Source organism: Streptomyces sp. NPDC002138, from assembly GCF_040296485.1.
GTDB lineage: Bacteria > Actinomycetota > Actinomycetes > Streptomycetales > Streptomycetaceae > Streptomyces.
Genome location: NZ_JBEOXE010000034.1, coordinates 66,625 through 85,203, shown reverse-complemented (window position 1 = coordinate 85,203; position 18,579 = coordinate 66,625). Strand labels below are relative to the sequence as shown.

17 protein-coding genes are annotated in these 18,579 nt (G+C 72.9%); 7 read left to right on the top strand and 10 right to left on the bottom strand.

Annotation, left to right across the window (positions count from 1 at the left end; genetic code table 11):
• Positions 1 to 90: 90 nt before the first annotated feature.
• Positions 91 to 858, bottom strand: coding sequence for an anti-sigma factor (locus ABT084_RS22480; protein ID WP_351046683.1), 768 nt, complete (start codon positions 856 to 858; stop codon positions 91 to 93).
• Entirely contained in the window at positions 855 to 1,457 is a 603-nt protein-coding gene (gene sigK, locus ABT084_RS22475; protein ID WP_351046681.1) for an ECF RNA polymerase sigma factor SigK, read from the bottom strand. Before sigK ends, ABT084_RS22480 begins: the two co-directional genes overlap by 4 nt.
• Before the next feature lie 297 nt (positions 1,458 to 1,754).
• Between sigK and ABT084_RS22470 the strand changes: the two genes are divergently transcribed.
• The 4 genes from ABT084_RS22470 to ABT084_RS22455 all read left to right on the top strand — a co-directional run bounded on the left by ABT084_RS22470 (position 1,755) and on the right by ABT084_RS22455 (position 6,996).
• Complete coding sequence (locus ABT084_RS22470; RefSeq protein WP_351046679.1) at positions 1,755 to 3,338, top strand: molybdopterin-dependent oxidoreductase; 1,584 nt, start codon at positions 1,755 to 1,757, stop codon at positions 3,336 to 3,338.
• Between the two features lie 73 nt (positions 3,339 to 3,411).
• Positions 3,412 to 4,059 carry a fasciclin domain-containing protein gene (locus ABT084_RS22465; RefSeq protein ID WP_351046676.1) on the top strand — a complete coding sequence of 216 codons (648 nt, stop codon included), beginning with the start codon at positions 3,412 to 3,414 and terminating at the stop codon, positions 4,057 to 4,059.
• A gap of 138 nt (positions 4,060 to 4,197) precedes the next feature.
• Positions 4,198 to 6,315, top strand: a complete 2,118-nt coding sequence (locus tag ABT084_RS22460) for a restriction endonuclease (RefSeq protein ID WP_351046674.1) — start codon at positions 4,198 to 4,200, stop codon at positions 6,313 to 6,315.
• 93 nt (positions 6,316 to 6,408) lie between these two features.
• Positions 6,409 to 6,996, top strand: coding sequence for an NADPH-dependent FMN reductase (locus tag ABT084_RS22455; RefSeq protein ID WP_351046672.1), 588 nt, complete (start codon positions 6,409 to 6,411; stop codon positions 6,994 to 6,996).
• A gap of 79 nt (positions 6,997 to 7,075) precedes the next feature.
• Here the strand turns inward: ABT084_RS22455 and kdpC are convergent, their stop codons facing one another.
• The 6 genes from kdpC to ABT084_RS22425 form a co-directional block, all read right to left on the bottom strand.
• Positions 7,076 to 7,708 carry a potassium-transporting ATPase subunit KdpC gene (gene kdpC, locus ABT084_RS22450; protein ID WP_351046669.1) on the bottom strand — a complete coding sequence of 211 codons (633 nt, stop codon included), beginning with the start codon at positions 7,706 to 7,708 and terminating at the stop codon, positions 7,076 to 7,078.
• 21 nt (positions 7,709 to 7,729) lie between these two features.
• Positions 7,730 to 9,850: a potassium-transporting ATPase subunit KdpB gene (gene kdpB, locus ABT084_RS22445; RefSeq protein ID WP_351046666.1), complete on the bottom strand. Its 2,121-nt coding sequence runs from the start codon at positions 9,848 to 9,850 to the stop codon at positions 7,730 to 7,732.
• A complete protein-coding gene (gene kdpA, locus ABT084_RS22440) occupies positions 9,847 to 11,511 on the bottom strand; it encodes a potassium-transporting ATPase subunit KdpA (RefSeq protein WP_351046663.1) in 1,665 nt (554 codons plus the stop codon). The genes kdpB and kdpA overlap by 4 nt, the downstream gene beginning before the upstream one ends.
• 5 nt (positions 11,512 to 11,516) lie before the next feature.
• A complete protein-coding gene (gene kdpF / locus ABT084_RS22435) occupies positions 11,517 to 11,606 on the bottom strand; it encodes a K(+)-transporting ATPase subunit F (protein ID WP_330331368.1) in 90 nt (29 codons plus the stop codon).
• Positions 11,603 to 11,725 (bottom strand): hypothetical protein, encoded by a 123-nt coding sequence (locus ABT084_RS22430; RefSeq protein WP_351046660.1) that lies wholly within the window; start codon positions 11,723 to 11,725, stop codon positions 11,603 to 11,605. Before ABT084_RS22430 ends, kdpF begins: the two co-directional genes overlap by 4 nt.
• Before the next feature lie 72 nt (positions 11,726 to 11,797).
• Positions 11,798 to 14,029, bottom strand: coding sequence for a SpoIIE family protein phosphatase (locus ABT084_RS22425; RefSeq protein ID WP_351046657.1), 2,232 nt, complete (start codon positions 14,027 to 14,029; stop codon positions 11,798 to 11,800).
• Positions 14,030 to 14,203: 174 nt separating this feature from the next.
• On the opposite strand from ABT084_RS22425, the gene ABT084_RS22420 reads away from it, so the two are divergent.
• Positions 14,204 to 15,049 (top strand): SigB/SigF/SigG family RNA polymerase sigma factor, encoded by an 846-nt coding sequence (locus ABT084_RS22420; protein WP_351046654.1) that lies wholly within the window; start codon positions 14,204 to 14,206, stop codon positions 15,047 to 15,049.
• Positions 15,050 to 15,079: 30 nt separating this feature from the next.
• Here ABT084_RS22420 and ABT084_RS22415 read toward each other — a convergent pair whose 3' ends face one another.
• Entirely contained in the window at positions 15,080 to 15,601 is a 522-nt protein-coding gene (locus ABT084_RS22415) for an ATP-binding protein (RefSeq protein ID WP_351046652.1), read from the bottom strand.
• A complete protein-coding gene (locus tag ABT084_RS22410) occupies positions 15,594 to 15,962 on the bottom strand; it encodes an STAS domain-containing protein (RefSeq protein ID WP_351046649.1) in 369 nt (122 codons plus the stop codon). Before ABT084_RS22410 ends, ABT084_RS22415 begins: the two co-directional genes overlap by 8 nt.
• 316 nt (positions 15,963 to 16,278) lie before the next feature.
• On the opposite strand from ABT084_RS22410, the gene ABT084_RS22405 reads away from it, so the two are divergent.
• Together ABT084_RS22405 and ABT084_RS22400 are read left to right on the top strand one after the other, a co-directional pair.
• Positions 16,279 to 17,019 (top strand): SDR family NAD(P)-dependent oxidoreductase, encoded by a 741-nt coding sequence (locus ABT084_RS22405; RefSeq protein WP_351046646.1) that lies wholly within the window; start codon positions 16,279 to 16,281, stop codon positions 17,017 to 17,019.
• Positions 17,020 to 17,081: 62 nt separating this feature from the next.
• Complete coding sequence (locus ABT084_RS22400) at positions 17,082 to 18,434, top strand: aspartate aminotransferase family protein (RefSeq protein ID WP_351046644.1); 1,353 nt, start codon at positions 17,082 to 17,084, stop codon at positions 18,432 to 18,434.
• Positions 18,435 to 18,579 lie beyond the last annotated feature (145 nt).

Sequence of the window (18,579 nt, the reverse complement as noted above, 5' to 3'; positions counted from 1 at the left end):
CCCGTGTACTGGACGTACTCGGGTTTTCGGTCGGTGCGGCGAGAGCGCGTGCCGGGCGCCGCGACGCCGCGGACATCCGTCAGACACCCCCTAGGCGGGCAGCGCCATGACGAGGAGCGGAGCGCTGGTGGGCCGCGCCGAGCCGCCCGCCGGTTCGACGGTGAGCCCGATCGCCGTCGCGTCCCGGACCGCCCCGTCCAGCAGCAGCGCGTGCCCGCCGCCCAGCAGCCCGGCCGGGCGCATCGAGCCGTGCTCCGAGAACCACAGCTGGTACGTCGTCCCGGCGGGCGTCGGCGGCAACTGCCCGGCCAGCACGACCGCCTGGTCGCGGGCGGCCGAGGTCACGACGGTGACCCTGGCCCCGGCCGCGGTCCGGCCGCTGGCGGTACGGGCGTCCGGGGCGGCCAGCACCGCGGCCAGCGCCTCGCTGCGCTCCCCGGCCCGGTCGGCCTCCCGCTGCGCGGACTGCCGCACCCGCTCCGCCAGCTGTGCCCGCTCGTGCTGCCCCAGGGCGATCGCCCCGAAGGAAGCGGCCGCGGCGAGGCTGGCGGCGATCACGAAGACCCCGCCGCGCCGCCGGACCAGGGCGGTGAGCACGGCGTACCGCCCCGGAGCCGGTACCCGCGGCGGCAGTTGGCGCACGGTGTCGATGCGCTCCAGCACCAGTGCCTTGAGGTCCGGCGGCGGGACCACGGCGGCCGCCGACGCCAGCCGGGCCGCGGTCGCGGCGAACTCCCGCACCTCCTGGGCGCAGGACGCGCAGTGGTCCAGGTGCCGCGTGAAGGCGTGGTGTTCGTCGGGGCCCAGGGCGTCCAGCGCGTACGCACCGGTGAGGGCGTGCGGGTCTTCGGTCTTCACGTGGTCACCCCCATGCAGTCGCGCAGCCGGATCAGTCCGTCGCGCATTCGGGTCTTGATGGTCGGGAGCGGGGTGTCCAGGGTCTGCGCCACCTCGCGGTAGGTCAGGCCCTGGTAGTAGGCCAGGGTGACGGTCTCCCGCTGGAGTTCGGTCAGCCGGCGCAGGCAGCGGCGCACCTGCTCGCTCTCCAGCCGGGTCTCCACCTGCTCGCTGACCTCGTCGTAGGGCCGGGTCAGCGCGCCCAGCGCGTCCTTGTGGTCGCGGTTGGCGGCCGCCTGCGCGGAGCGCACCCGGTCCACGGCGCGGCGGTGCGCGAGGGTGGCCGTCCAGGTCGCGACGGAACCCTGCGCGGGCTGGTAGCGGGCGGCGCCCCGCCAGACCTCGATCATCACTTCCTGGGTCACCTCCTCGGACTGCGCACGGTCCCGCAGGACCTTGAGGACGATGCCGAACACGGGTCCGGCGATCACGTCGTACAGCGCGGCGAAGGCCTCCTGGTCGCCGAGCGCGACCCGGGCCATCAGCTCGGCCGGATCGGGCCGGGCGCTCTGCTCGTGGCGGTCTCCCTCGCCCCCGCCGAGGCGGGCGGCCTGCCTCACCGGGCGGCCCTCCGCCGGCACCGCTCGCACGGTGGGCGCCCCACGGGCCCCGGGGGCGTGGGGAACCTTCGCTGGATCGCTTGCATGGGCAGCCCTTCGCGGCGCGCGGCATGGGGACGAGCCCCGGGTCATGGGTGCTTCGGTGCCGACGCCCTTCCGGATTGGTCCGTGGGCCGGTGAAACCGGTGGAGCGGCGCAGGTCGGCGCCCCGGAGCGGTCCCGTCAACGGCCGGTCCGCCGCTCGCTCCGGCGGGTGAACCCGCCGACCGCACCCATCCGGTGGCCCCGGGGCGCCGAATGGCAGATGTGACCATCAACCGATCGACCCTGAAGCGCGGCGCACTCGCCGCGTCGAGCGGCCTGCTCTCCGGGTACACGGCGCTGGCGGTCGCGGAGCTGATCGCCTCCTTCGTGCGGCCCCAGGCGGGCCCCGTCACCGCTGTCGGCGGCGCGGCCATCGACCGCACTCCGGCGCCGGTCAAGGACTTCGCCATCCGGCACTTCGGCACGAACGACAAGCTCGTCCTCCAGCTCGGCATCCTCACGGCCCTCGGCTTCCTGGCCCTGCTGCTCGGGCTGTTCGCCCTGCGCCACCGCCGGGCCGGAGCCGCGGGCGTCCTGGCCTTCGGCCTGCTCGGCGCGGCGGCCGCGCTCGGCCGACCCGACGCGTCGGGCGCCGCCGACGCGCTGCCCTCCCTCATCGGAGCGGCCGCGGGTTCCGTGGTCCTGTACGGGCTCGTCGGACGGCTCCGGGAATCCCCGGCCGGGCCGCGCGGGGCCGTGGGCCGCCTCGACCGGCGCGGGTTCCTGGTCGCCGCCGGGGCGACGGTCCTGGCCGCCACCGGCGCGGGCGCCCTGGGGCGGACCCTGTCCGGGCGCCGCGGCCAGGGCGCGGTGGCCTCGCGGGCCGCGGTGCGCCTGCCCGCGCCCGCCTCCCCGGCCGCGCCGGTGCCGGCCCGGGCGGCCCTGCGGATCCCCGGGATCAGCGCCTTCACCACCCCCAACGCCGACTTCTACCGGGTCGACACCGCGCTGGTGGTGCCGAAGGTCGACGCCGACGGCTGGCGGCTGCGGCTGCACGGCAAGGGCGTGGGCCGCCCGCGCACGTACTCCTACCAGGAGCTGCTCGGCCGGGACCTGATCGAGCGCGACGTCACCCTCACCTGCGTGTCCAACGAGGTGGGCGGGCCGTACGTCGGCAACGCCCGCTGGCTGGGCGTCCCGCTGGCCGACCTGCTCCGCGAGGCCGGTGTACGACCGCCCTCGCGCGGCGGTCCGGCCGACCAGCTGGTGGCCCGCTCCGTCGACGGGATGACCCTCGGGAGCCCGGTCGAGGACGTCATGGACGGCCGCGACGCGATGCTCGCGGTCGGCATGAACGGGGAGCCGCTCCCCTTCGAGCACGGCTTCCCCGTCCGCATGGTCGTCCCCGGCCTGTACGGGTACGTGTCCGCCTGCAAGTGGATCCAGGACATCGAGCTGACCACCTTCGACGCCTACGACCCGTACTGGGTCAAGCGGAAGTGGGCCCGGCGCGCGCCCATCAAGACGCAGGCCCGGATCGACACCCCCAAGCCGTTCGCCCGGCCCCCGGCCGACACCACGGTGATGGTCGGCGGGGTCGCCTGGGCCCAGCACCGGGGCATCCAGGCCGTCGAGGTACGCATCGACGACGGCCCGTGGCAGCGGGCCGACCTCGCGGACCAGGACACCGTCGACACCTGGCGGCAGTGGTCCCTCCCCTGGAAGACCACCCCGGGCGGCCACACCCTCACCGTCCGCGCCACCGACGGCGCCGGCCTGCTCCAGACCGACCGGCGCACCCAGACCATCCCCGACGGAGCCAGCGGCTGGCACAGCGTCTTCGTCACCCCCGGCTGACCGCCGGGCCCACGTCCCCCCCACGCACCTCCACCCACCCCCGAAGAACGACATCCCACTCATGGAGAACGCAATGAGCACCCTTCGTTTCCGCCGTACCGCCCTCGCCGTGGCCACCGCGGCCGTGCTGCCCTTCGCCCTGGCCGCCTGTTCCGACGCGGGCAAGAACAGCGCCGCGGCACCGGCCGCCGGAGACTCCGCGGCCGCGGCCGCCAGTTCGCCCGCCATGGACCAGTCGATGACCATGGACAAGCCGTTCGGCCCGGCCTGCGCGGGCGTCCCCGCCACCGGCGCGGGCAGCTTCGACGGCATGGCCAAGGACCCGGTCGCCACGGCCGCCTCCCACAACCCGGCCCTGTCCACCCTGGTCGCCGCGGTGAAGCAGGCCGGTCTGGTCGACACCCTCAACAACGCGAAGGACCTCACCGTCTTCGCCCCGACCAACGAGGCGTTCGCCAAGATCCCGAAGGCCGACCTGGACAAGGTCCTCGCGGACAAGGCCCAGCTGACGAAGATCCTCACCTACCACGTGGTGGGCCAGAAGCTCACCCCGAAGCAGTTGGAGAACGGCTCCTTCGACACCCTGGAGAAGGGCAAGATCACCACCACCGGGTCCGGCACCTCCTACCAGGTCAACGACACCTCCCAGGTGGTCTGCGGCAACGTCCCGACCGCCAACGCCACGGTCTACATCGTCGACACCGTCCTGATGCCCAAGTAGCGGCCGGGGGACGGACCCCGAGGGAATCCGAGCGCGGCACAGGGCCGGTCACCATCCGTGGCGACCGGCCCTGAGCCGTGCCCTCCAACCGCTAGGGTTTGCGGGGGTATCGCACGGGGTCGGGGAGGGCCGGGGCGGATGAGTCGTCGTTCCAGTGGACTGGTCGGGATCTGGGCCGAGGCCCAGCGCCAGCAGCAACGCTCGCAGGTCCTGCAGCAGCGGGAACGCGAACGGGCCCAGCGCGCCCACGAACGGGAGACGGCCCGGGGCCTGCGCGAACAGAAGGCGGCCTACCGCCAGTACCGGGACGCCGAGGCGCGGCGGCTCACCGAACAGCTCGAACAGCAGGTCGCCGCCCTCCAGGGGCTGCTCGGCCAGGGCTGCGCCGCCCCCGCCTTCCGGATCGCCACGCTGCGCCGGCCCGAGCAGGTCGAGGGCTTCGACCCGGGGCAGCTGGCCCACCCCGTGCCGATGCCGGAGCCGCACCAGTTCCCCGCGCAGAACGGCTGGGGCATCGGGGCGGGCCGCCGGGCGCAGGCCGAGGCCGAGGCCCACGCCCGGTACACGCAGGCCTGGCACGCGGCCCAGGCCGCCGAGACGCAGCGCCGCCAACAGCTCGACGCGTACCGCGCCCAGTACGACCGGTGGGCGGGTGGGCAGCTCGGGGAGATCCGCGCGCACAACGCGGGGATAGCGGAGCTGGCCGCCTCGCTGCGGGCCGGGGACCCCGACTCCGCCGTCGAGTACTTCTCGGCCGCGCTGTACGCGTCCTCGGCCTGGCCCGGGGAGCTGCCGCGCGCGCTGACCGCGGCCTACGACCCGGGGGCCCGCCAGCTGGTCCTGAACTGGGAGCTGCCGGGCTTCGACGTGGTGCCGACCGCGAAGTCGGTGCGGTACATGCCGAGCACGGACCAGGACAAGGAGTCCCCGCTGCCCGCGGGCCAGCGCCGGGCCGTCTACCGCGATCTGCTGGCGCAGTGCGCCCTGCTGGTGCTGCGCGACCTGTTCGAGGCGGACGAGTTCGGCGCCCTGGAGTCGGTGGCCCTCAACGGGTACGTCGACGACCACGACCCGGCGACCGGCCGCCCCGCGCAGATCTTCCTGACCACGGTGATGGCGACCCGAGCGTCCTTCGCCGCTCTCCACCTGGCCCAGGTCAACCCGGTGGACTGTCTGACCGGCGCTCTGCGGGGTCAGTTGTCGGCCCGCCCGGACCTGCTGACGGCCGTACGTCCGGCCCGGACGCCGCAGGACGTCGGCTCGGGCATGGTCACGCACGGGAGCCACACCGGCGACGGGAGCGGCGGCGGCGCGGGGGCCGAGGAGCCCGATCTGTTCTCGATGGACCCCATCGAATTCGAGGGTCTGGTCGCCGAGTTGTTCCGGGCGATGGGGATGCAGGCCGTGATGACCCAGCGGTCGAACGACGGCGGTGTGGACGTGGACGCCACCGACCCCACCCCGATCCGCGGCGGCACGATCGTGGTGCAGGTCAAGCGCTACCGCAACACCGTCCCGCCGACCGCCGTGCGGGACCTGTACGGCACGGTCCAGGGAGCCGGGGCCAACAAGGGCGTGCTGGTGACCACTTCGGGCTTCGGTCCGGGGTCGCACACCTTCGCCCAGGGCAAACCGCTGGAGCTGATCTCCGGACCGGAGCTGGTGGACCTGCTGCACCGCCACGGGCTGCGCGGCCGGCTCGGTGACGGCGGCCGCCCGGTCGCGGCCGTCCCCGCCCAGCGCGCCGCCGACCGGGGCCCGGCGCCCGCCCCCGAGTACAACGTGCTCGGCATGTGCTGGTCCGGCACGGTCCCGCTCGATGTGTGCGCCCTCGTGTGCGAGGGGACGCGCGCGCTGAGCGACGAGCACTTCGTCTTCTACAACAACGACCGCACTCCCGACGGTTCGGTGCGCAGCCGTCCGCACACCCCGCCGGACCGGGCCGCGATCGAGGTGGCCTTCGACGCGCTGCCCGACCGCGCCGACCGGCTGGTGCTGGTCGCGGCGGTGGATCCGGAGACCCATCCGAACGCCGACCTGTCCGGCTTCACCGCCGCCCGGATCCGGCTACTGGACGCCGAGGGCAAGGAGTTGGATCAGCTGGAGGTGAACGAAGGCCGGCCCGGGGAGACCGCCCTGGTCCTGGGATCGTTCCGGCGCAGGGCGGGCGGCGACTGGTCCTTCGTGGCGGGCGGCAAGGGGTATCCGGGTGGACTGGCGTCCCTGGTACACGACTTCGGGATCGCGACCGAGTGAGGCAAACGACGTGTTTCACGTGAAACACTCATTTGTTTCACGTGAAACACCCGCCTGGTTGACCAAGATCAGCCCGGACGTACCCTCCCTGGCATGGACAACAACACGCCTCTGAACAAGCTGGCCATCATCGTCGGCTCCACCCGCGAAGGCCGCTTCGGCCCGACCGTCGCCGACTGGTTCACCTCGCTCGCCACCGAGCACGCCGGTTTCGAGATCGACGTCATCGATGTCGCCACGCTGGAACTGCCCGCCGCGCACCCGAACTGGGGCACCCCGAGAACCCCCGCGCTGGAGGTGCTCTCCGAGCGCGTCGCCGCGGCGGACGCGTTCGTCGTCATCACCCCCGAGTACAACCACAGTTACCCGGCCCAGCTGAAGCACTTCCTCGACCTGCACACGACCCAGTGGCACGCCAAGCCGGTCGCCTTCGTGTCGTACGGCGGCGTCTCCGGCGGTCTGCGCGCCGTCGAGCACCTGCGCCAGGTCTTCGCCGAGCTGCACTGCGTCACGATCCGCGACTCGGTGAGCTTCCACGGTGCGTGGGACCACTTCGCCGAGGGCGGCCAGGCCCACGACCCGAAGGGTGCGGCCGGCGCCGCCAAGCACCTCCTCGACCGGCTGACCTGGTGGACCACCACCCTGCGCGAGGGCCGCACCGCCCGCCCGTACAGCTCCTGACCGCTTCCCCCGCACGCCGAAGGGGTCCGGCCGCCTGGCGGCCGGACCCCTTCGGGTCGCCGGGATGCCGTCCGCGGGCTCAGCCCGTCAGGGACTTCAGCGCCACGTTCAACTCCAGGACGTTGACCCGCGGTTCGCCCATGAAGCCCAGGGTCCGTCCCTCGGTGTGGGCGGCGACGAGCTTCTCGACCCGGGTGACCGGGAGGTGGTTGCGCTCCGCGATCCGGGGGACCTGGAGCGCGGCGTAGGCCGGGGAGATGTGCGGGTCCAGGCCGGAGCCCGAGGAGGTCACGGCGTCGGCGGGGATCCGCGCGATCTCCGGGGTGAAGCCGGGGACGGTGTTGTCCGCGACGATCTTCCGCTGGGCCTCGCGGACCGCCTTCACCAGGTCGGGGTTGTCGGCGGCCTTGTTGGAGGCGCCGGAGATCAGCAGCGCGTACTGGGCGTTGATGGTGTTCTGGCCCAGCCCGGCCGCGGGCCGGGGCTGGAACCAGCGCGGGTCGTCGCCGTAGCCCTGCCCGATGAGGGAGGAGCCCACGACGGTGCCGGTCCCGTCCGCGACCTCGGAGCCGTTGGCCTTGTCGCTGAAAGCGACCTGGGCGACGCCGGTCACGGCGAGCGGGTAGAGGACGCCGCAGACAAGGGTCAGCACCAGGAGCGCGCGCAGACCTGCCCAGAGCAGGCGGGCGGTGTTTCCTACGGAGTTGTTCATGGCGATCAGCACGTTCCTAATTCAGCGCAGCCCGGGGATGAGGGAGATGAGCATGTCGATGAGCTTGATCCCGATGAACGGGGCGATCAGGCCGCCCAGTCCGTAGATGCCGAGGTTGCGGCGGAGCATCTTGTCGGCGCTGGTCGGCCGGTAGCGGACGCCCTTGAGGGCGAGCGGGACCAGGGCGATGATGATCAGCGCGTTGAAGACGACGGCCGACAGGATCGCCGATTCCGGCGAGTGCAGGCCCATGACGTTGAGCTTGTCCAGGCCCGGGTAGACCACCGCGAACATGGCCGGGATGATCGCGAAGTACTTCGCGACGTCGTTGGCGATGGAGAAGGTCGTCAGCGCCCCGCGGGTGATCAGGAGCTGCTTGCCGATCTCCACGATCTCGATGAGCTTGGTGGGGTCGGAGTCCAGGTCCACCATGTTCCCGGCCTCCTTGGCGGCCGAGGTACCGGTGTTCATGGCCACGCCCACGTCCGCCTGGGCCAGGGCCGGGGCGTCGTTGGTGCCGTCACCCGTCATCGCGACGAGCTTGCCGCCCGCCTGCTCCCGCTTGATGAGGGCCATCTTGTCCTCGGGAGTGGCCTCGGCGAGGAAGTCGTCGACACCCGCCTCTTCGGCGATGGCCTGGGCGGTCAGCGGGTTGTCACCCGTGATCATGACCGTCTTGATGCCCATCCGGCGCAGCTCGTCGAACCGCTCCCGCATGCCCTCCTTGACCACGTCCTTGAGGTGAACGACGCCGAGGACCCGCGCGCCCTTGGCGTCCCGGAGCGCGACGAGCAGCGGAGTGCCACCGGCCGCGGAGATCGCGTCCACCTTCGCGCGGGCGTCGGGGGCGACCGTACCGCCCTGTTCGTCCACCCACGCCAGGATCGACTGGGCGGCGCCCTTGCGGACCTCGCGCCGCGCGCCGTCCTCGTCGAGGTCGACGCCGGACATCCGGGTCTGGGCGGTGAAGGGGATCCATTCGGCGTGGGCGAGCTCGCCCTGGTGGCGCTCGCGCAGCCCGTACTCCTCCTTCGCCAGCACCACGATCGAGCGGCCCTCGGGGGTCTCGTCGGCCAGCGAGGACAGCTGGGCCGCGTCGGCCAGCTCGGCGGCTCCGGCACCCTCGACGGGCACGAACTCGCAGGCCTGGCGGTTGCCGAGGGTGATGGTGCCGGTCTTGTCGAGCAGCAGGGTCGAGACGTCTCCGGCGGCCTCGACCGCGCGCCCCGACATGGCGAGGACGTTGCGCTGGACGAGCCGGTCCATGCCCGCGATGCCGATCGCGGAGAGCAGGGCCCCGATGGTGGTCGGGATCAGGCAGACCAGCAGCGCGGTCAGCACGATCATCGACTGCTTGGCGCCCGCGTAGATCGCGAACGGCTGGAGGGTGACCACCGCCAGCAGGAAGACGATGGTGAGGGACGCCAGCAGGATGTTGAGGGCGATCTCGTTCGGGGTCTTCTGCCGGGAGGCGCCCTCGACCAGATTGATCATCCGGTCGATGAAGGTCTCACCGGGCTTGGTCGTGATCTTGATGACCACGCGGTCCGAGAGCACCTTGGTGCCGCCGGTGACGGCCGAGCGGTCGCCGCCCGACTCCCGGATGACCGGAGCCGATTCGCCGGTGATCGCCGACTCGTCGACGGAGGCGACGCCCTCGACGACGTCACCGTCGCCCGGTATGACGTCCCCTGCCTCGCAGACGACCAGGTCGCCGATCCTCAGCTCGGTGCCGGGAACGGCCTCCTCCGCGCCGCCGGTCAGGCGCCGGGCCACCGTGTCGGTCTTGGCCTTGCGCAGCGTCTCGGCCTGGGCCTTGCCCCGGCCCTCGGCGACCGCCTCGGCGAGGTTCGCGAAGACCGTGGTCAGCCAGAGCCAGGCCGTGATGGCCCAGCCGAACCCGTCACCGGGGTTCATGGCCGCCAGCACGGTGGTGACCACCGAGCCGATCAGCACCACGAACATGACGGGCGACCTGACCATCACCCGCGGGTCGAGCTTGCGGACCGCGTCGGGGAAGGACTTCAGCAGCTGCTTGGGGTCGAAGAGCCCGCCGCCGACCCGCCCTGCGTCCGGCGCGGGGCCGGTCGGGGCGTCCTGGTGCGGTGCGGGGCGAGTGGGGGTGGGGGTGGCCGTGCTCATGAGGCGAGCCCTTCCGCGAGCGGGCCCAGCGCCAGGGCCGGGAAGTACGTCAGTCCGGTGATGATGATGATCGTGCCGACGAGAAGGCCCGTGAACAGCGGCTTCTCGGTGCGCAGGGTGCCCACGGTGGCCGGTACGGGCCGCTGTTCCGCGAGCGAGCCGGCCAGCGCGAGGACGAAGACCATGGGCAGGAACCGGCCCAGCAGCATGGCGAGGCCGATGGTGGTGTTGAACCACGGGGTGTCGGCGCTCAGGCCTGCGAAGGCGGAGCCGTTGTTGTTCGCGCCCGAGGTGTAGGCGTAGAGGATCTCCGAGAAGCCGTGCGCACCGGAGTTGGCCATCGACGCGCGCGGCCCACTCAGCGCCATCGCCACGGCGGTGAAGCCCAGGACCAGCGCCGGGGTGATCAGGATGTAGCAGGCCGCGAGCTTGATCTCGCGGGTGCCGATCTTCTTGCCCAGGTATTCGGGGGTCCGGCCGACCATCAGGCCCGCGATGAACACCGCGATGATCGCCATGATCAGCATGCCGTAGAGGCCGGAGCCGACGCCGCCCGGGGCGATCTCGCCGAGCTGCATGCCCAGCATCTGGATGCCGCCGCCAAGGCCGGTGTAGGAGGAGTGGAAGGAGTTGACCGCACCGGTCGAGGTGAGCGTCGTGGCGACCGAGAAGATCGCCGAGGCGCCCACGCCGAAGCGGGTCTCCTTGCCCTCCATCGCCCCGCCCGCGAGCTGCAACGCCGGCCCGTGGTGGGCGAATTCGGTCCACATCATCAGCGCGGTGAAACCGAGCCAGATCGTGGCCATCGTCGCCAGGATCGCGTAGCCCTGCCGGACGGAACCGGCCATGCGGCCGAAGGTGCGGGTCATCGAGAACGGGATCAGCAGGATCAGGAAGATCTCGAAGAGGTTGGAGAAGGGCGTCGGATTCTCGAAGGGGTGGGCGGAGTTGGCGTTGAAGTAGCCGCCGCCGTTGGTGCCCAGCTCCTTGATGACCTCCTGCGAGGCCACCGCCCCGCCGTTCCACTGCTGCGTCCCGCCCAGGAACTGCCCGACCTCGTGGATCCCCGAGAAGTTCTGGATGACCCCGCACGCGACGAGGACCAGCGCGCCCACGACCGACAGCGGCAGCAGGATCCGTACGGTCCCGCGCACCAGGTCGGCCCAGAAATTGCCCAGCTCACCGGTGCGGGAGCGGGCGAGGCCCCGGACCAGGGCCACGGCGACGGCCATGCCGACCGCGGCCGAGACGAAGTTCTGCACCGCCAGGCCGCCGGTCTGCACGACGTGGCCCATGGCCTGCTCGCCGGAGTACGACTGCCAGTTGGTGTTCGCCACGAAGGAGACGGCGGTGTTGAAGGCCTGGTCCGGCTTGACCGAGGAGAAGCCGAGCGAGCCGGGCAGCACGCCCTGGAGGCGCTGCAGACCGTAGAGGAACAGGACGCTCACGGCGGAGAAGGAGAGCACGGCGCGCAGGTAGGCGGGCCAGCGCATCTGTGCCGCCGGGTTCGCGCCGATGGCCTTGTACATCCACTTCTCGGGGGCGTAGTGCCGCTCCGAGGAGTAGACGCGGGCCATGTACTCACCCAGCGGGCGGTACGCGAGGGCCAGCGCCGCGACGAGCGCGAGCAGCTGGAGCACCCCGGCAAGAACGGGACTCATCGGGGCTAGAACCTCTCCGGGAACACGAGGGCGACGATCAGGTAGCCCAGCAGTGCGACGGCGACCAGCAGGCCCACCACGTTTTCGGCGGTCACAGCTTGGTCACCCCCTTGGCGACGAAGGCCACCAGCGCGAAGACCGCGATCGTGGTGACGACGAAGGCCAGATCGGCCATCGTGAGCTCCTGAGGATTCCGGGGACGACTTTCGGACACCTCCGAGTGGAACCCCTGATCGGGCCGCCGCAGCCTTCCTTGACGGGGCCCATACGCCCCCGAAGGCGGCTTTTACGGCTCCCTAACGCCCCGGTCCGGCCTCATGCCCCGGTCCGGCCCGGCGGCCGCGCCGGGCCCCGCGCCCCGGCGCGGCACCCGCACCACCACCAGGCTCGTGTCGTCGTCCGTGTCCCCGGTGACCGCCGCCAGCAGCTCGTCGGCCATCGTCTCCACAGGGCCGGCCCCCACCCGCTCGGCCGCCCGCCGCAGCGCGCCCAGGCTCCGGTCCATGCTCACGTGCCGCCGCTCCACGAACCCGTCCGTGTACAGCAGCAGGGTGTCCCCCGGGTACAGGGGCAGGCACGCCTCCTCGTAGCCGATCCCCGCGGCCGCCCCGAGCAGGACGTTGTGCGGCGCCTCCAGCATTCGCGCCCGGCCCTCGCGCAGCAGCAGCGCGGGCGGATGGCCCGCCCCGGCCCAGCGCAGCGAGCCGGCCGCCGGGTCGTACACCGCGCACACCGCCGTCGCCGTGGGCGCGCCCCGGGCCCCCAGGGTGACCTCGTTGAGCCAGGCCATCAGGGCGCCGGGGTCCGCGCCGGTCACCGCGAGCCCGCGCAGGGCGTTGCGGAGCACGACCATGCTGGTCGCCGCGTCGATACCGTGCCCCGCGACGTCCCCGACCGCGAGCAGCACCCGGCCGTCCGGCAGGACCAGTACGTCGTACCAGTCGCCGCCGACCAGATAGTCCTGGGAGGCGGGCCGGTAGCGGGCCGCGATGTCCAGGCCGCCCGCGGGCTGCGCCGAGGAGGGCGCCTCCGGCACGATCGCCCGCTGGAGCTGGAGCACGAAACGGGCCCGCGCCGTCGCGTCCTCCTGGGCCGCCGACAGTGCGACCTCGCTGTGGTGCTGCGCGGAAACGTCCTGGTAGACGCCGGTGAGCCCGGTCAGCGCGGCCCCCGACAGCAGCGGCTCGGCCGCGATCCGCACGTGCCGGACCCCGCCGTCGGCCCGGATCGCCCGGACCAGCGCCCGGCTGCCGTGCCCGTCCTCCGTCAGGGTGGCGAGCAGCTCCTCCAGCAGCGGAACGTCCTCGGGGTGCAGCCGGGGACCGAGCCGGGCCAGCGGCACCGGCGGCGCGTCCCGGTCCATCCCGAAGAGGGTGTAGGTCTCCCGGCTCCAGTGCACGGCGCCGGTCAGCAGGTCCTCCTCGAAGTACCCGACCCGCTCCAGCCGCCCCAGCGCCCGGGCCAGCGCCTCACCGCGCAGGGCCGCCGCTTCCCACAGCACGGCGGTCCGGCCCTGGCCCAGCGGCAGCACGCGTACGTCGTCCAGGGCGCCCACGCGCCCGAGCCGCTGCGGCCCCGCCCGCCCGGCGGCGGCCCCGAGCGCGCTCCAGGCGTACGGGAACACCGCGGCCCCGCTCCGGCCCACCGGGTTGCGCACCGCGCCCAGAGCCGTGCGCGCGGCCGGGTTCACGTACTCCAGCGTGCCGTCCGCCGCCAGCAGCGCCGCCGGGCCGGATGCCAGCTCCAGCAGCGAGGCCTCCGCGGCGGGGGTTCCGGGCGGCCCGGGGTCGCCCAGCAGCGCCCCGCAGGGCTCGCACAGCAACTCGGCGGTGCGCCGGATCCGCTCGTCGAGCTCCCGGGCGGTGTCCCACACGCACAGCGCCACCCCGACGATGTGCCCGTGGCGGCGCAGCGGCAGGACCGCCCGCGTCCCGGTCCCGCCCGGCAGCCAGTCGTCCACGCCCCACCAGGCGGAGCCCTCCCACAGCACCCGGTGCAGCGGGGTGTCCGGCGGCACCCACTGCCAGTGCCGGGCCTCCTGCGGGCCCGCTCCGGCCTGCCCCGCCAGCGCCAGGCAGTCGGTCGCGGTCCGGCGCCAGAGGTAGAGCGTGCGCACCCCGATCCGGCGCAGCCCCTCGTCCAGCAGGGTGACGGCGGCCTCCCCCGCGGTATCGGTCGCGAGGACGGCGGAGGTGGCCCGGCGGATCCGCCGGGCCTCGGCCGGGACCTCGCCGACCATGGACTTCGCGGCGGCGTTGAGGATGTCGGCGGCCAGGTCACCGGCGCTGAGCCCGGTGCTGACGGCCAGCTCCAGCAGGTGGTCGGCCGCCTCGGCCGGGGTCACCCGGAGCTGGTCGACGAGCACCCCGGTGGCCAGGTCGAGCAGCCTCCGGCGGGCCCGGTCGTCGTGCAGCTCGGCGACCTCGGCGGTCAGCGCCGAGACGGCCGCGGCCAGGGCCTCGTCGGCGGCGCTACGGATGCCGCGGATCGGCTCCCGGCTGCTGGTGTCCCCGCTCATGTCCCGGCTCCCGGTCCTCAAGGGCCTCCAGTGTGCTCCCTCGGGGACCCCGCGGTGTGCCCCAGGTCACTCGTACGGGTAAGCCCAGCGGTCAGCGGGTATATCGAACACGTCAGCTCGCACGACGGCCGTGCCGCGAACAGGCAGTGCGACCACCCGTCGGAGGAGCACCACATGCTTCGAACAGATGACCGTCGCCAGCTCATGGAGGGCATACCGGAGGAACCGCTCAAGGTGAGCACCACCGAGGCCCGGACCCTGTCGACGACCTTGTTCGCGCGTCTGCGGGCCCTCGAAGAGGGCACCGTCGAGTATTCGTACGTCCGCAACACGCTCGTCGAACTGAACCTCAGCCTGGTCAAGTACGCCGCCCGCCGGTTCCGCGGGCGCAGCGAACCGGTCGAGGACATCATCCAGGTCGGCACCGTCGGCCTGATCAAGGCCATCAACCGCTACGACCCCGGGCGCGGCGCGGAATTCACCACCTTCGCGATGCCCACGATCACGGGTGAGATCAAGCGGTTCTTCCGCGACACCAGCTGGGCCGTGAAGGTCCCGCGCCGCCTCCAGGAGCTGCGCCTGGACACGGCCAAGGCGCAGGACTCCATGGAACAGGACCTCGGTCGCATCCCGACCGAGGAGGAGCTGGCCGAGCGGCTGGACGTCTCGGCGGCGGAGCTGGCGGAGGGCCGCAAGGCCGCCATCGCCTATTCGGCGCGCTCGCTGGACGCCCCGGTGCAGGGCGACAACGAGGGCGAGTCCTTCGACAGCCAGCCGGTCCTGGGCGAGGACGAGGACGCGTACGACCGCATCGAGTGCCTGGAGTCCCTCAAGCCGCTGCTGTCGGTGCTGCCGGAGCGGGAGCGCGCCCTGCTCGCGCTGCGCTTCGGCGAGGAGCTGACCCAGTCCGAGATCGGCGACCGGCTGGGCCTGTCCCAGATGCACGTGTCCCGGCTGCTCACGCGGACCCTGGCCCGGCTCCGCACGGGCCTGCTGGAGGACCCGGACGACCCGGCCTGAGCCGGCCCGCCCCGCCCCGAGTCGCACGGCCTAGGAAGAAGCGGCTCCCTCGGTGGGCGGCTTGGTGGGGGGTGCGAGCGGTGAGGCCACTTCGGCCCACACGGTCTTGCCGCCCACCACCTCGTTCCGCTCCCAGCCCCACTCGCGGGAGAGGCGTTCGAGGACCACCAGTCCGTGGCCGCCGGGCACGGACGGATTCCCCGGGGACCGGTGACGGGGGTGCTCGGGGCTCCCGTCGCTGACCTCCATGCGCAGCCCGCCGACGCTGTACCGCAGGACGAGCGCGCCGGGGCCGCCCGCGTGCATGCAGGCATTGGTCACCAGCTCGGAGACCATCAGCAGGACGTCCTCGGCGGCCTCTTCGACCTCCGACGCGTCCTCCCGGTACTCCTGCGGCCGGCTGCCCGGTGCTCCGCCGCCGGGGAGCCAGTGCCAGTCGGTCAGGGCGCGCCGGGTGAAGTCGCGGCAGCGGGTGACCACTCCGGACACCGGCCCGCCGAGCACCAGCCGCCGGACCTGCTCGGTTTCCGTCACCTGTTCGGGTTCACTCACCGGGCCCGCCGCCTCCGTCGTGCGCGAGGGCCGCGGCGAGATCATCGTGGACGAGGAAGACCCCGTCGGCCCCCGTCGTTCGGAACATCCTGGCCACGGGCTGTCGCAGCCCGGCCAGCTCCAGTCGCCGCCCCGTCTCACCCGCCGTCAGCCGGGCCCGCAGCAGGGCGTTGAGCCCCGTCGAGTCGCAGAAGAGCAGCTGGGCGCAGTCCACGAGCAGGCGGCCGCCGTCGTCGCGGGACAGCGCCGCCTCCAGGGCCGCCCGCAGGGGGTCCGCCGTGTCGTGGTCGAGCTCGCCGGCCAGCGCGAGGACGGTCGCGCCCTCCACATGGGTCGCCTCGACCGAGAACCGCTCCGCCATCACCCGGCCCACCTCCGCTCGCCCACCGCCTACCCCGCCCTCCCGTAATCAATCATGGGATCGGCCCGGCGGGACCGGCCGGGGCGCGGGGGGCCGGACGGCCGTCCCACCCTACGTCCGCGCGGCCCGCTGCCGGGGGTGGTGACACGGCCCCGGTGACGTCCCGCTCCCCTCGCTCCTTCTCCTGGGACATCCCCTGAGACATCCCTGAGGCTTCCCCACGATTTCCACATCTCGGAAAAGAAATTCCGAGATGCGATAAGTTAAGATCCACTCGCTTACCCCGGCCCTTGCCCCGTTCCGAGCAGGAGGACACATGACCGAGAGCCGCGTAGCCCTGATCACCGGATCCTCGTCGGGGATCGGCGCCGCGATCGCCCGCCGCCTCGCCTCCGAGGGCATCCGGGTCGTGGTCAACTCCGCCCGCAGCGAGGCGGCCGGCAAGGAGCTCGCCGCCGAGCTGCCGGACGCGACGTACGTGCGGGGGGACGTGTCCGACCTCGCCGACGCCCGCCGCATCGTGCGGACCGCGGTCGACACCTACGGGCGCCTCGACATCCTGGTCAACAACGCCGGCCGGACCCGCTTCATCCCCCTGGACGACCTCGAGGCCGCGGACGCCGACGCCTGGCGCGACATCTTCGAGGTGAACGTGCTGGGCACCTGGCAGATGATCACCGCCGCCACGCCCCACCTGCGGGAATCCGGGGCGGCCTCGGTCGTGAACATCTCCTCGGTCTCCGCGACCCGGGCCCTGGGCAGCTCCGTCCCGTACGCCGTCAGCAAGGCCGCGGTCAACCACATGACCCGGCTGCTCGCCTCCCAGCTGGGACCCGCCATCCGGGTGAACGCGGTGGCGCCCGGGCTGATCGAGACCCCCTGGTACGACGGGGCGGAGGAGGTCTGGGAGAGCTCGCGCGACTGGATCACGGCCAACACCCCGCTGCGCCGCGTGGGCACGCCCGAGGACGTGGCCGAGGCCACGCTCTACCTGGTGAACGCCGCGTACACCACCGGCGACGTCCTGACCGTCGACGGCGGCCGCCACGTCGTCTGACCCCGGCCCGGCCGGCGCCCATGCGCCTGCCCATCCACATCGTGGACAACTACGCTCGACTCATGAACGCATCAGCCGCCCGCACCCGTGACGCAGTGAAGGAAGCCGACCGCAAGCACGTCTTCCACTCGTGGTCGGCCCAGGAGCTGATCGACCCGCTCGCCGTGGCCGGGGCGGAAGGTTCGTACTTCTGGGACTACGAGGGGAACCGCTTCCTCGACTTCTCCAGCTCCCTCGTCTACACCAACATCGGCTACCAGCACCCCAAGGTGGTCGCCGCGATCCAGGAGCAGGCCGCCCGGCTCTGCACCCTGGCCCCGGGCTTCGCCGTGGACGCCCGCTCCGAGGCGGCCCGCCTGATCGCCGAGCGCACCCCCGGGGACCTCGACAAGATCTTCTTCACCAACGGCGGCGCCGAAGCCGTGGAGAACGCCGTCCGGATGGCCCGCGTGCACACCGGACGCGCCAAGGTGCTGAGCACCTACCGCTCGTACCACGGCGCCACTTCGGCCGCGATCAACCTGACCGGTGACGCCCGGCGCTTCGGCAACGACACGGCGACCGCCGGGGTGGTGCACTTCTGGGGCCCCTACCTCTACCGCTCGCCGTTCCACGCCGAGACCGAGGAGCAGGAGTGCGCGCGGGCGCTGCGCCACCTGGAGGACACGATCGTCTTCGAGGGCCCGCAGTCCATCGCCGCGGTCATCCTGGAGAGCGTCGGCGGCGCCCCGGGCGTGCTCGTGCCGCCGGCCGGCTACCTCGCCGGGGTGCGCGAGCTCTGCGACCGCTTCGGCATCGTCTTCATCCTGGACGAGGTCATGGTCGGCTTCGGGCGCACCGGCACGTGGTTCGCCGCCGACCACTGGGACGTCACCCCCGACCTGCTCTGCTTCGCCAAGGGCGTCAACAGCGGCTACGTACCGCTCGGCGGCGTCGCCATCTCCGGCGCCATCGCCGAGACCTTCGCACGCCGCCCCTACCCGGGCGGACTGACCTACTCCGGTCACGTCCTGGCCTGCGCCGCGGCCGTCGCGACGATCACCACCATGGCCGAGGAGGGCATCGTCGAGCAGTCCGCCCGTACCGGCGCGGAGCTGCTGGGTCCGGGCCTGCGGGAGCTGGCCGAGCGCCACCCCTCGGTCGGTGAGGTCCGGGGTCTGGGCACTTTCTGGGCGCTCGAGCTCGTACGGGACCGGGAGACGCGCGAGCCGCTGGTTCCGTACGCCGCCTCGGGCGCGGCCAACGCCCCCATGGGCGCCTTCGCCGAGGCGTGCAAGAAGGGCGGCCTGTGGCCGCTGGTCGCCGGCAACCGTCTGCACGTCGCCCCGCCCTGCAACATCGGCGCGGCGGACGTGGCCAAGGGCCTGGCCGTCCTCGACGAGGCCCTCGCGGTGGCGGACGCGCACGGGGCGTGAGGCGCGTGCGGGGCCTTGCGCGGCGGCCGTTCTGTGCGGTCGCCCAAGGCGGGGGTGCCGGTTCTCGGATGATCCGTACGGGGGAGAACCGGACCGCCGCGTGCTGCAATCCCCCTCAGCACCTACGGACCGGGATGCACGTCAG

Excerpts from the sequence above, each read along its gene's own strand:
- ABT084_RS22410 (WP_351046649.1), bottom strand. The coding sequence starts at position 15,962 with ATGGCGGAGCGGTTCTCGGTCGAGGCGACCCATGTGGAGGGCGCGACC.
- kdpA (WP_351046663.1), bottom strand. The coding sequence starts at position 11,511 with ATGAGTCCCGTTCTTGCCGGGGTGCTCCAGCTGCTCGCGCTCGTCGCG.
- kdpC (WP_351046669.1), bottom strand. The coding sequence starts at position 7,708 with ATGAACAACTCCGTAGGAAACACCGCCCGCCTGCTCTGGGCAGGTCTG.
- ABT084_RS22425 (WP_351046657.1), bottom strand. The coding sequence starts at position 14,029 with ATGAGCGGGGACACCAGCAGCCGGGAGCCGATCCGCGGCATCCGTAGC.
- ABT084_RS22465 (WP_351046676.1), top strand. The coding sequence starts at position 3,412 with ATGAGCACCCTTCGTTTCCGCCGTACCGCCCTCGCCGTGGCCACCGCG.
- ABT084_RS22470 (WP_351046679.1), top strand. The coding sequence starts at position 1,755 with ATGGCAGATGTGACCATCAACCGATCGACCCTGAAGCGCGGCGCACTC.
- ABT084_RS22405 (WP_351046646.1), top strand. The coding sequence starts at position 16,279 with ATGACCGAGAGCCGCGTAGCCCTGATCACCGGATCCTCGTCGGGGATC.
- ABT084_RS22455 (WP_351046672.1), top strand. The coding sequence starts at position 6,409 with ATGGACAACAACACGCCTCTGAACAAGCTGGCCATCATCGTCGGCTCC.
- ABT084_RS22400 (WP_351046644.1), top strand. The coding sequence starts at position 17,082 with ATGAACGCATCAGCCGCCCGCACCCGTGACGCAGTGAAGGAAGCCGAC.
- kdpB (WP_351046666.1), bottom strand. The coding sequence starts at position 9,850 with ATGAGCACGGCCACCCCCACCCCCACTCGCCCCGCACCGCACCAGGAC.
- ABT084_RS22420 (WP_351046654.1), top strand. The coding sequence starts at position 14,204 with ATGCTTCGAACAGATGACCGTCGCCAGCTCATGGAGGGCATACCGGAG.
- ABT084_RS22460 (WP_351046674.1), top strand. The coding sequence starts at position 4,198 with ATGAGTCGTCGTTCCAGTGGACTGGTCGGGATCTGGGCCGAGGCCCAG.